Raw genomic sequence first — 9,443 nt, 5'->3', positions numbered from 1 at the left:
CGGCCGGTTTGGTTCGGCCGGGCGCGGGGGCGGGCGGTCAGGTGTGCTTGCGGCGTGCGCGGAGTAGGGCGATCTGGAGTCCGAGGCGGGTGCGGGCGCGACCGGCAGCGACGCGGCGCATGCCGATCCACGCCTCCCACTCGAACGGACCGCGGCCGGTGACCTCGACGTCGAACGAGTCTGTGAGGGTGAGCGGCGTTGCTTCGGTCCACGAACCGTCGGGGTTCTGCTGCATGGTCTGTTCGGTCATCGGTGGATCTCCTTCGGGCAGTCGCTCGGGTAGTGCCCGTCGTTCGGGCAGTCGCTGACGCCGCAGGCGTTGCAGTAGCCCGAGGTGGTGTGGTCTTGCTGGTCGTGCCCGCACCCGCAGCGGTGGGTGCACGGCACCTCGGCCAGCCGGTCGCCATCGAGGGCGGCGTTCAGCGCTGCCCAGGTCGGCCCCCACGAGGCGGGGTCCTCGCGGTCGGCCTGTGCGCGTAGCTCCCGGACGCGGGTGAGCGCGGCCTCGGCCCGCTCGCGCGCCTCGTCAGCCACCCGGCACGAGTCCAGAAGCCGGGCATGCTCCCCGCACGTGGTCTCCCAGGTGATGCGGTTCTCGTAGTCGCGCACGGTCGCCTCCGCCTGCTCGGCGCGGCGCCGGTCTTCGGTGGCCTGCTTGTTGAACCGACCGACGGTCTCTTCCTCGTAGCGGGCCTGCGCCGCACGGGCCTCGGCGAGTTGGCGCTGGTGTTCCTCGGCCTCGCCGGCGAGCCGGGTGCACTCGGTGTCGGCGCGGTCTCGGCCGTCGCGGATCTCGGTGGCGCGCCCGAGCAGGTACGGCCAGTCGGCGGTGGTGGCGTCCGCGCCGAGCGCGGCGGCGAGCTGCCGCCGGTGCTCCTCGTGGGCCGCCCGCTCGGCGGCCAGCGTGGCGGCGGCGACGCACTCGGGGCGGGCGCATTCCTCAAGGAGCCCTGCGTGCGCGGTGAATCCGTCGGCGGTCTTGACGACGGCGTGCATGGGGCGCTGCTGGGTGTCGGGGGTGTCGGTCACGGCTGGTCTCCCATGGCGTACTGGATCGCGGCGGCGATCTCTTCGTCGTGCTCCCGCTGGTTCGCGGCGTCGATGGCGTCCTGGGTGCACAGGAGTTCGTCGCCGACCGTCCAGCCGTTGTCGCGGGCCCAGGCGCGGGCGGCGTCCTCCGACTCGAACAGGGTGGGTGTGCCGTCGTCGTGTTCGGCGGGGATACCGCAGCGGTCGCAGTCGAGGGCATAGGTGGGCTTGGTGAGCGGGGTGATGGGCATCAGGCGGTCTCTCCGTCAAGGGTGGGCTGGTTCAGCGGCATGGGTTCGGCGGGCATGAGCCGGTCGAGCGCGGCCTGGTGCTCCGGGTCGGTCTCGGGGCAGATCAGCGCGCCGCTGGTGACGGGCCACCGGTACGACCGGGCCACGCGCCGCGCTTCGTCCTCGGTGGCGAAGTGGACCTCGGCCTCGGAGTCCGGGTCGCGGAGGGGTTCGCCGCAGGCGTCGCAGACGGCGCTGTAGCAGGCATGGGCGCGGATCACGGCTGGAGCTCCTCGGGGGCGCGGCATCGGGGGCATGTGACGGGCGTGGTCGGGTCGAGGGCGGTGTCCTGCTTGCGGCCCCACGGGTCTTCGAGGTGGACGTGCAGTCCGCAGGCAGTGGTCCGGGAACCGACCGGGGCGACCGCGTGAACGACGCGGCCACGGGCGAGGCGGACGCGCGCCAGTTCGGCGAGGTGAATCACGGCTGGTCCTTCGGTGCGAGGTGGACGACGTTGGTGCGGCGGGGCTGGGGGGCTCCGGAGCAGGTGGGGCAGTAGTCGTTGCCGTCGGAGTGGGAGAGCCAGCCGAGTTGGCCGCCAGCCGCGCGGGCCTGGTCGAGCGTCAGGGCCTCGGTGTAGAGCTGGCTGGTGCACAGGCCGTACTGCGATTCACGGTCGCAGTGGAGGGTGATGCGGGCGCTCACTTCGCCTCCCACTGCGGGCAGCCGGTGGCGATCCCGGCGGTGATGTCGTGCTCGGCGCCGCAGGACTCGGGCCATCCGGGGTGCTCCGGGTACGGGCCTTCCTCGGCGGGCTCGTAGTGCACGCACGTCTTGCAGGAGCGCACTTCCGGGTTGTGCCAGCAGCGGGCGATGTGCTGCTCGGTGACGGTCTTCTTCGCCCGGGAGCGGGTGCAGAACGGGCAGCGGTAGCGGACGACCTGGAGGATGACGGGCAGGGCGGTCACGGCTGGGTCTCCTCGGTATCGGCCCGCACCGCCGAGCGGGCGAGGCTGGCGTTGGCGTGGTCCATGTCGGCCGCGGTCAGTGCGTCCAGGGCGGCGATGACCTCGGCCCGGGACATGCGCGGGACCGCCAGGTACACGCCGGGGCGGGTCTGCACGGGCGGCTGGAGGTGGCAGTGGCAGGGGATGACCCCGTCGCACCCCGGGCAGAGGGCCATCACGCGCCCCCGCCCTGGGGCCGGATGGCGTCGGCACGGGCACGGAGCAGGTTCGCGGCGGCGTCCCGGTCGCGGGTGTCCCACCAGAAGCCGCCGTCCTCGTCAAGTTGAGGCCGGTACGGGATGGCCCCGGGGTGGTTGGCGATCAGGTCGGCGGCGCCACGGAGCACCTGCGCTTCGCGTTCGGCCACCAGCGGCAGCACGGCGTCGGCGAGGGCCGCGATCGGCGCGTACAGGTCCGTGACGACCCCGTGGTGCGACACGGCCTCCTGGATCGGGTGCGCGGCGTGGCACGCGGCCTCGTCCGGGGCGGGGCAGTCCTCGCCGCAGACGTGCACGGCGTCGCGCAGGGCGGTCTCAATCCGCTGCCGCAGCGTCCCGGGGCAGGTGTCGGGGTCGTGGTGCCGCCGCCACGGGACGGCGTGGTTTTCGTGGCAGTCCACGTCGCAGTCGGGATCGCAGTCGGACGAGCAGACGACCGTCTGCCGCAGCCCGTCGTCGTCCGGCACGGGCGGGGTGGGCACGTGGTGGGGGCAGTCTGAGCGCCGCTTCCAGCCGCCGATCATGTCGACGGTGTCGGTCGGCCCGTAGTACCGGGCCACGCCGCCCTGCCGGGTCCACGGGATGCAGGTGCAACCGTCCAGGCCGAACGGCGCATCGTCAGCGGGCGGCGTGTCGGCGTCCCGCAGCCACAGTTGGGTCTGCGCCGCGTTGCGGCAGTACGCCTCGGGGTGGCCCAGCGGCCGGGCGCACGGCCCGTACTCGCCAGTCCGGTCCGCGCACAGCGGCTCGGTGGGTGTGGTCATGGTGTCCTCCAGCGGGGTGTGATCAGATCGGGGGTGGAGGCGCGCCGGGTAAGAGCCGGCGCGCCTCTCCTGCGTGGTCATGCGCGCCGGCCGTCCGGCTCGTCGTCGGAGTGCCCGAGCAACGCCGCCTGGGTGACGTCGATCAGCCCACGCTCCAGCCAGAACGAAGCCAGCTCGTCCTGGCCTTCGGGCACGACGCACGAGGAGCACAGCCGCCCGGCCGGGGCGCCGGATGCCGGCTTGCCGTTGGGCTGGCCCCACTTGCAGTACGGCATCCCGGCCTGCTCCGCTTCCGTCTCCAGGGCGCGCAGCCGCGCGGCGGTCTCCGGGTAGAAGAACTCGATCTCGTCGAGTTCCCCAGGCTTGGCGTAGGCGCCGCACAGGCATTCGCCGGACATGTGCAGGTGCTCGGTGACCGGGTTGAGCGGCAGGGCATCCGGCCGGCACAGGCGGTGCTCGGCGTGGTCGTGCTGCTCCTGGCAGCGGTGCCGGGCCCGGTATTCGCGCATGTGCGCGTCGGTCCAGTGCACCAGCGGGGACACCCACACGATGGAGCCGTCGGGGTCGATGGCTTCGGCGTTGCGGAAACGCTTGTCGGACTCGGCCCAGCGCATCCCACCCAGGTAGATGATCTTCTTGCGTTCGGCGCGGGGCAGGTTCTTCTGGTCGCCTAGCGTTTCGCGGCGGAACCGCATCAGCGGCTCGTTCTTGAGCTGCCGGTACATGACCTTGTGGCCAGCCGGCCCGGGGAAGCCCTTCCAGATCGGCCGCCACCCGGCGTTCGGCCCGGACCCGGCGATGACCTTGCCGAGGACGAGATCCTCGTACCGGTTCTTCGGGTGCAGCTCGTGCAGGGTCTCGCCCCACACCTTCGCGACGGCGCGAACGTGTGCGGTGGTCTCCGGGATGCCCGTGCCGGTGTTCACGTGCAGCACGGCGTCGTACCGGCCGCGCAACAGGTGCCCGACGATCACGGAGTCGTTGCCGCCGGAGAACAGCCAGAAGGTGCCAACGACCGGATGCTCGGCAAGCGCCTGGTCCAGGATCTCGTGGGAGCGGGCGATTGCCTCGTCCAGGGTGCGGATCTCGTGGTCGCCCTCGGCGGCCTTCGGGGGCTGCTTCGCGAGGATGTCCGGCATCCCGTCGAACATGTCGCCGACGGGCTGGTTGCGCTTGCTGCGGGCACTCACTGCTGGGCTCCAGTCACATCGGTGGGTTGTGCGGCGCGCTGCCACAGATCGGCTGTACGCCCGTCTGCGGCCCGAACTCCGCCCGGGAGGACCATGGCCGTCCGGCCCGTGCGGGGTGCTCGGGGGCGACACCAGGCCGCGCGGCGGGGTCACGACGCGATCACCCCTGCGAGGCACCAGCAGCCGCTGTACTTGCCGTGTCGCGCACCGTCGGGGTGGTGCCAGATCCGGGCCCGGTGGTCGACCTCGCCGGGGCAGTCCGCCAGCTCGGTGCAGTCCGTGGAGCCGCCCTGGTGCACGGTCATGGTGCCTTCGCAGAAGAAGCGCCGGGGCTTGCCAACGGCTTTGGCCCAGCGTTCGTCGTAGGCGCGCACGGAGCCGTGGCACTTCGCGCGCAGGTGAAAGACCGCAGAGTCGTCGCCGAGGTCGGGCCGGATCAGGTTGGGGCCGGTGAACCGCACGGACTTCTGGCGGCGGGTGATGGGTTCGCGGCAGGCGTGGCAGCAGCCGGGCAAGATCGCCATCTCCTGCTCGAACCGCTCCGCGGCCCGTTCGGCAATCGTCTCGTTGTGGACGTGGCGGCACGGCGGGATCTCCGCGCAGAGGCGGCACACGGCGTAGTGCTCGGGCAGGGTGCGCCACGTGTGGTTGGCCGGGCGCAGCAGGTGGGTCGGCTTCGCGGCCGGCTGGTCGTCGGGGCGCAGGACGACGACGAACGGCCGGTAGTCCCACGTGGCAGGGTCGGGCATGCCCCACTCGACCCACTTCTCCCGGTACCGCTCGGGCCAGTCGGTCAGGTCCCGTTCCCGGGTCTCGACCACGCGGTGAGCGCGGCGTTCCCAGATCACCAGTTCGCCGGCGGAGAGTTTCGCGGCCCTGCGGAAGCCGGTGCGTTCGGTGGGCCGCCAGTCGTCTTCACGGAAGTGGATGATCATTACGCGTCTCCTGCCGTCGTGCCGTCCACGTGCCGCACCAACCGGTAGCCGGTGACGCGCGGGTGTCCGTCCTGCCGGAACCCGGTCGCGTGCAGCTTCCGGGTGTTGATGTTGCGGGGCCGGGTGGTGCTTCCGTCGGCGTAGACGGTGACAACGCTGGCCGTGTGCCAGGTCGGCTCGGGCGTCTCCGTGACCCGGATACGGGTGTAGTGCTCGCCGGGCATGGACGGCGTCGGGCGGCACGCCGCGTACTCCTGCCCGGCCTCGATGCGGTGCCCGCGCCCGGGCTGCTGCTCGCTCACCGCTGCACCCCGTTCGCCGCGCAGTCGTGGTCCTCGGGGGCGAAGGGCTGCTCGTCCTCGTCGTGCAGGACGAGCGTGTTGTCCTCCGCGTCGTACCAGCCGTCTCCGGTAGCGCCACAGGCCCCGCACTCCCACCGGCCCGCCAGGCTGATGCCGGCGTATCCGCCGCCGCTCACCGCTGCACCCCGCCGGTGGTGGCGTGCGGGCCGGTCCACGGCACGGTGTTCTCCCAGTAGCCCTCGCGGGTCATGGTCGAGCACTGCGCGCAGACGATCTCCTCGCGGATGTGGGAGCAACGCTCCACGCCCGGGTCGTTGCCGCCGTCCTCGGTGGCGTACTCCTCGCACTCGCGGTCGAGGCATTCCTGCCCGCCGACGAGCAGGGTGATCGGGTGGTGCGTCGGGGTATCGCTGCTGGTCACGGTGTGTTCTCCGGTTCTGTCGGGGTGCGGTTCGGGCGGGGTTTCGGGCGGGTGGTGGTCACGCGGCGGGGGGTACGGCGGCGAGGTGGCGGACGGGCCGGGCGCGACGGCCGACCCGCAACGGCTTCTCGTCGAGCGCGGCCAGGAGGTCGGCGCGGTGCCGGGCCTGCTCCTCGGGCGTCCAGGGGGTGTGTGCCGTGCGGGCGGCCGTGGTGCCGGAGCGGTAGTCGGGGACTTGGCCGGTGGGGAGTTCCTCGGCGAGGAGCCGGTCCAGGGCGGTCACGGGGTGGCCTCCTCGGGGTCGTCGCCGAGTTGGTCGCTCGCACCCATGAACCAGTCGGCGCCGGGGGCCCATGCGTCGCCGACGGGGAGGCGCTTGATGCCGAGGTCGCGGGCGATGACGATGCGGTGGTGGCCGTCGACGACGTGGCGTTCGGTTCCGCAGTCGGGGTGGCCGTAGCAGAGCTGGATGGGGTCTTCGATGCCGAGGCGTTCGATGCTGCGGCGGACTCGCGCGAGGCGCCGGGGGTGGTTGGTCTTGAGCCATGCGGCCTCGGTGTCCCACGAGTGCCCCGGGGTTTGTAGCTGCTCCACCGGTGCGAACTCGCGGAGCAGCTTGGCGAGCGACATGGTCCGCTGGTTGTTCATGCCGCCTCCCCTGCGAGTTCGGTCCGCTCGGGGTGGACGTCGCCGCCGGAGAGGGGCCAGCCGCCCTGGTGGCAGTCGATTCCGGGTTCGACCTGGCAGACGGGGCACACGGACGTGGTGCGGGCCCAGGCGGTGATGCGGGCCGGGTGGACGGGGGCGTCGGTCAGCAGGCGCCGCTTGGATCGGGTGGTGCACGGCCGGTGCGCGGCGGCCCCGCAGTGCGGGCAGGGGACGGCGCGGGCGGGGTGGTGGTCGGCGCGGAGCACGTGCCGGATGCCGTCGGGGGCGGGCGTTCCGTAGCGGGTCACTGGTCGCTCCAGGGGTCGTGCAGACCGTGGCTGTAGGGGTCCTGGTACGGATCGACGGCCGCTATCTCCTCGTCGGTGAGGGGCGCGTCGAGCGCCGGGTTGGAGAAGGCCGAGCCAATGCCGCCGGAGCCTTCGACGAACCGCAGGCTGCGCTCGTGCGGGAGATGGATTTGCTGCTTCTCCAGCCCGCGCTGGCAGTTGCGGCAGGTCCAGGGACGCCGCAGGGTGATCCACTGATCGCGGGTGCAGCGGGGACACGTCACGTGGTAGGCGCTGGGGCCGAAGGCGGATTCCCAGTTGGCGTAGCCGGCTGAGGGCCGGTGGCCGCGGGCGTTCCCGTCCCAGGGCAGGGAGGGGCGGCCGATGATGACGAGTTCTCCGCCGGGCCAGCGGCAGGTGCAGTCGCCGTCGCAGTGGCAGGCGCGGGTCTTGCCGAGTTCGACGGCTTTCTCCGTGCGGGGGATGCCGGGGCCCTTGACCTCGATCCAGGTGCCGAGTTCGGGGAGCCAGAAGTCGGGGAGGTAGTTCGCGCCGGACGGGAGAGCGATCATCTCGGGTTCGTACTGCCAGGTGATTCCGTTGGCGTCGAGGGTTTGGGCCCAGTCGGCTTCGAGGCGGGATCGGAAGGTGGTGCCGCCATAGGTGGTGGGGACAGCGTCGATGGGCTGGTCAGGGGTGGTCACGCGATGCTCCTGAGTTGGCGTCGGAGGTCGGGGCCGTCGAGGACGACGACGGTGGTGAGCTGGGAGAGGCGGGACGCGATGCGTCCACCGAGCCGGTCGGAGAGGTCTTCGCCGTCGTCACTGCGGGTGGGGAAGTTGCTGGTGACGATGAGCGGGCGGCACTCGTTGTAGCGCTCGTTGAGGAGCCGGTAGGTGGCTTCCTCGGTCCACTCGCTGATCTTCTCGGTGCCGAGGTCGTCGAGGAGGAGCAGCGGGATGCGGCAGAGGCGTTTGAGTTCGGCTTCGTGGCCGCGGTCGGAGCCGCCGGGGCGCAGTAGCCCGTACATGTCGGGGGCAGTGATCGCGATCATCTCGAAGCGGTCGGGGCCGGCTTCGGCGATGCGGCGGAGCGCGCCGTATGCCTGGTGGGTTTTGCCGGTGCCGAAGCTGCCGGTGAGGACGAGGAAGCCGGCGGAGCGCCAGTCGGCTGTTGCGCGGTCGGCCCAGGCGGTGATGTCGGGGTGGGTGGCGGCGGCGTCCTGGTAGCGGTAGGGGACGGCGGTGGTCCAGCGGTTGACGGCGACCTGGACGCGCTGGCGGTGGTGGTAGTCAGGGTGGCCGGGCTCATCCGGGGCGGGCGCCTGGTCGACGGGGCCAGGTTCGATGCGGTCGAGTCCGCGGGCTTCGAGGATGGCTCGCACCCGGCGCATGGCCTCTTCTCCGCCGAGGCGCTGGGGTTCGGGCATGGGTCAGAAACCCTTCTGCTGGTGGTAGACGTGGGCCTCGGGGGCCTGGAACGGGCGGTGCCCGGAGCCCTTGACGGCCTTGAGGTTGGGCTTGCCGGTGGGCGTGGGGGCGTGCTTGTCGAGGTAGCGCTTGTCGCGGAGCCAGCCGGCGGAGGACTTGACGAACTGCCAGTCGTTGCCTGCTTGGTCGTGGGCGTAGGCGACGGCGGCGGCGGTGATCTCCTTGGGGTCCGCTCCGGCGAGGACTTCGGCGGTCCAGGCGTCGCGGGTCTTGTCGAAGTTCTGGCTCTTGGGGAAGAGCCCCCAGAAGTTGCCGAACTCGACCTTGTCGGCGTCGCTGATTTCGCGGACGGCCGACGGCGCGGAAGAAGCTTCTTCTTCTTGAGGGGAGTGAGGGGCTGAGGAGAAGGGGGGAGCCACGGCACCTTCAGAAGGTGCCGTGGCTCCTTCTGAAGGTGCCGTGGCTCCCCCTTGTGGGGCTTGAGGGGTAGCGGGGGCTCCCCCATGGGGGAGCGTGGGCTCTCCCTTAGGGGTAGCCACGGCTACCCCTTCGAACGGGGGAACGAGGAACGTCATCCGGCGGCCGGGTACCGCGTACATGGCGCGGCCGTCCTTGCCCTTGCCGATCGGCACGCGGAACTCCCAGCCGGCCGCGGCGAGACGCTTGAGGGCATTGCGGACGACACTGGTGTCCTTCGCGCCAGTCCATCGGGCGAGGTCTTCGAGCTTCACCCAGCTCTCCTTCGTGTCGTCGTTGGCGTCGTCGGCGATCTCCAGGGCCACGGCGCGCTGGAGGCCGGTGATGTCCGGTCCCAGCGCCTCGCGCAGTTGACGGCGGAGTTCGTAGCCCATGGGTTCTTCTTTCAGGAGGTGCTGGTCAGGGGGTCTTTGGGCAGGCGGAACCAGACCTTCATGGGGGCTTGAGAACGGCGAAAGCGCCGTCCCACGGATGAGAATACCGTTCGCATGCACTGTTCGCGAGT

20 protein-coding genes are annotated in these 9,443 nt (G+C 71.6%); all 20 read right to left on the bottom strand.

Features of this window, described 5'->3' with window-relative positions:
• Positions 1-37: 37 nt before the first annotated feature.
• Entirely contained in the window at positions 38-250 is a 213-nt protein-coding gene (locus RVR_RS29770) for a hypothetical protein (RefSeq protein ID WP_202237004.1), read from the bottom strand.
• The gene (locus RVR_RS29765) at positions 247-1,029 is read right to left on the bottom strand and encodes a hypothetical protein (RefSeq protein WP_202237003.1); all 783 of its coding nucleotides are present in this window, start codon (positions 1,027-1,029) and stop codon (positions 247-249) included. The genes RVR_RS29770 and RVR_RS29765 overlap by 4 nt, the downstream gene beginning before the upstream one ends.
• Entirely contained in the window at positions 1,026-1,280 is a 255-nt protein-coding gene (locus RVR_RS29760) for a hypothetical protein (RefSeq protein WP_202237002.1), read from the bottom strand. Before RVR_RS29760 ends, RVR_RS29765 begins: the two co-directional genes overlap by 4 nt.
• On the bottom strand, positions 1,280-1,540 hold the full coding sequence (locus RVR_RS29755; RefSeq protein WP_202237001.1) for a hypothetical protein: 261 nt from the start codon (positions 1,538-1,540) through the stop codon (positions 1,280-1,282). The genes RVR_RS29760 and RVR_RS29755 overlap by 1 nt, the downstream gene beginning before the upstream one ends.
• Complete coding sequence (locus tag RVR_RS29750) at positions 1,537-1,743, bottom strand: hypothetical protein (RefSeq protein WP_202237000.1); 207 nt, start codon at positions 1,741-1,743, stop codon at positions 1,537-1,539. Before RVR_RS29750 ends, RVR_RS29755 begins: the two co-directional genes overlap by 4 nt.
• Positions 1,740-1,964: a hypothetical protein gene (locus tag RVR_RS29745; RefSeq protein WP_202236999.1), complete on the bottom strand. Its 225-nt coding sequence runs from the start codon at positions 1,962-1,964 to the stop codon at positions 1,740-1,742. Before RVR_RS29745 ends, RVR_RS29750 begins: the two co-directional genes overlap by 4 nt.
• Positions 1,961-2,227 (bottom strand): hypothetical protein, encoded by a 267-nt coding sequence (locus tag RVR_RS29740; RefSeq protein ID WP_202236998.1) that lies wholly within the window; start codon positions 2,225-2,227, stop codon positions 1,961-1,963. The genes RVR_RS29745 and RVR_RS29740 overlap by 4 nt, the downstream gene beginning before the upstream one ends.
• Positions 2,224-2,442: a hypothetical protein gene (locus tag RVR_RS29735; protein WP_202236997.1), complete on the bottom strand. Its 219-nt coding sequence runs from the start codon at positions 2,440-2,442 to the stop codon at positions 2,224-2,226. The genes RVR_RS29740 and RVR_RS29735 overlap by 4 nt, the downstream gene beginning before the upstream one ends.
• Positions 2,442-3,248, bottom strand: a complete 807-nt coding sequence (locus RVR_RS29730; RefSeq protein ID WP_202236996.1) for a hypothetical protein — start codon at positions 3,246-3,248, stop codon at positions 2,442-2,444. Before RVR_RS29730 ends, RVR_RS29735 begins: the two co-directional genes overlap by 1 nt.
• Before the next feature lie 77 nt (positions 3,249-3,325).
• Positions 3,326-4,438, bottom strand: a complete 1,113-nt coding sequence (locus RVR_RS29725) for a phosphoadenosine phosphosulfate reductase family protein (RefSeq protein WP_202236995.1) — start codon at positions 4,436-4,438, stop codon at positions 3,326-3,328.
• Positions 4,439-4,587: 149 nt separating this feature from the next.
• On the bottom strand, positions 4,588-5,373 hold the full coding sequence (locus RVR_RS29720; RefSeq protein WP_202236994.1) for a hypothetical protein: 786 nt from the start codon (positions 5,371-5,373) through the stop codon (positions 4,588-4,590).
• Entirely contained in the window at positions 5,373-5,675 is a 303-nt protein-coding gene (locus RVR_RS29715) for a hypothetical protein (protein ID WP_202236993.1), read from the bottom strand. Before RVR_RS29715 ends, RVR_RS29720 begins: the two co-directional genes overlap by 1 nt.
• Positions 5,672-5,851 (bottom strand): hypothetical protein, encoded by a 180-nt coding sequence (locus RVR_RS29710; RefSeq protein WP_202236992.1) that lies wholly within the window; start codon positions 5,849-5,851, stop codon positions 5,672-5,674. The genes RVR_RS29715 and RVR_RS29710 overlap by 4 nt, the downstream gene beginning before the upstream one ends.
• Positions 5,848-6,096, bottom strand: a complete 249-nt coding sequence (locus tag RVR_RS29705) for a hypothetical protein (protein WP_202236991.1) — start codon at positions 6,094-6,096, stop codon at positions 5,848-5,850. The genes RVR_RS29710 and RVR_RS29705 overlap by 4 nt, the downstream gene beginning before the upstream one ends.
• A 58-nt stretch (positions 6,097-6,154) precedes the next feature.
• Complete coding sequence (locus RVR_RS29700) at positions 6,155-6,379, bottom strand: hypothetical protein (RefSeq protein WP_202236990.1); 225 nt, start codon at positions 6,377-6,379, stop codon at positions 6,155-6,157.
• Positions 6,376-6,744 carry a ParB N-terminal domain-containing protein gene (locus tag RVR_RS29695; protein WP_202236989.1) on the bottom strand — a complete coding sequence of 123 codons (369 nt, stop codon included), beginning with the start codon at positions 6,742-6,744 and terminating at the stop codon, positions 6,376-6,378. The genes RVR_RS29700 and RVR_RS29695 overlap by 4 nt, the downstream gene beginning before the upstream one ends.
• Positions 6,741-7,052 (bottom strand): zinc finger domain-containing protein, encoded by a 312-nt coding sequence (locus tag RVR_RS29690; RefSeq protein ID WP_202236988.1) that lies wholly within the window; start codon positions 7,050-7,052, stop codon positions 6,741-6,743. The genes RVR_RS29695 and RVR_RS29690 overlap by 4 nt, the downstream gene beginning before the upstream one ends.
• Positions 7,049-7,735 carry a PDDEXK family nuclease gene (locus tag RVR_RS29685; RefSeq protein WP_202236987.1) on the bottom strand — a complete coding sequence of 229 codons (687 nt, stop codon included), beginning with the start codon at positions 7,733-7,735 and terminating at the stop codon, positions 7,049-7,051. Before RVR_RS29685 ends, RVR_RS29690 begins: the two co-directional genes overlap by 4 nt.
• Positions 7,732-8,460 (bottom strand): ATP-binding protein, encoded by a 729-nt coding sequence (locus RVR_RS29680; RefSeq protein ID WP_202236986.1) that lies wholly within the window; start codon positions 8,458-8,460, stop codon positions 7,732-7,734. Before RVR_RS29680 ends, RVR_RS29685 begins: the two co-directional genes overlap by 4 nt.
• Positions 8,461-8,463: 3 nt before the next feature.
• The gene (locus tag RVR_RS29675; protein ID WP_202236985.1) at positions 8,464-9,312 is read right to left on the bottom strand and encodes a helix-turn-helix domain-containing protein; all 849 of its coding nucleotides are present in this window, start codon (positions 9,310-9,312) and stop codon (positions 8,464-8,466) included.
• Between the last annotated feature and the right edge of the window lie 131 nt (positions 9,313-9,443).

Origin of the sequence: Streptomyces sp. SN-593, from assembly GCF_016756395.1 — a bacterium.
Classification (GTDB): Bacteria; Actinomycetota; Actinomycetes; order Streptomycetales; family Streptomycetaceae; genus Actinacidiphila; species Actinacidiphila reveromycinica.
The sequence above is the reverse complement of the archived record's forward strand: the minus strand, read 5'-3'. Positions and strand labels throughout refer to the sequence as shown.

Coding starts and splice junctions, on each gene's coding strand:
- RVR_RS29770 (WP_202237004.1), bottom strand. CDS start 250: ATGACCGAACAGACCATGCAGCAGAACCCCGACGGTTCGTGGACCGAA.
- RVR_RS29735 (WP_202236997.1), bottom strand. CDS start 2,442: ATGGCCCTCTGCCCGGGGTGCGACGGGGTCATCCCCTGCCACTGCCAC.
- RVR_RS29680 (WP_202236986.1), bottom strand. CDS start 8,460: ATGCCCGAACCCCAGCGCCTCGGCGGAGAAGAGGCCATGCGCCGGGTG.
- RVR_RS29720 (WP_202236994.1), bottom strand. CDS start 5,373: ATGATCATCCACTTCCGTGAAGACGACTGGCGGCCCACCGAACGCACC.
- RVR_RS29695 (WP_202236989.1), bottom strand. CDS start 6,744: ATGAACAACCAGCGGACCATGTCGCTCGCCAAGCTGCTCCGCGAGTTC.
- RVR_RS29730 (WP_202236996.1), bottom strand. CDS start 3,248: ATGACCACACCCACCGAGCCGCTGTGCGCGGACCGGACTGGCGAGTAC.
- RVR_RS29760 (WP_202237002.1), bottom strand. CDS start 1,280: ATGCCCATCACCCCGCTCACCAAGCCCACCTATGCCCTCGACTGCGAC.
- RVR_RS29675 (WP_202236985.1), bottom strand. CDS start 9,312: ATGGGCTACGAACTCCGCCGTCAACTGCGCGAGGCGCTGGGACCGGAC.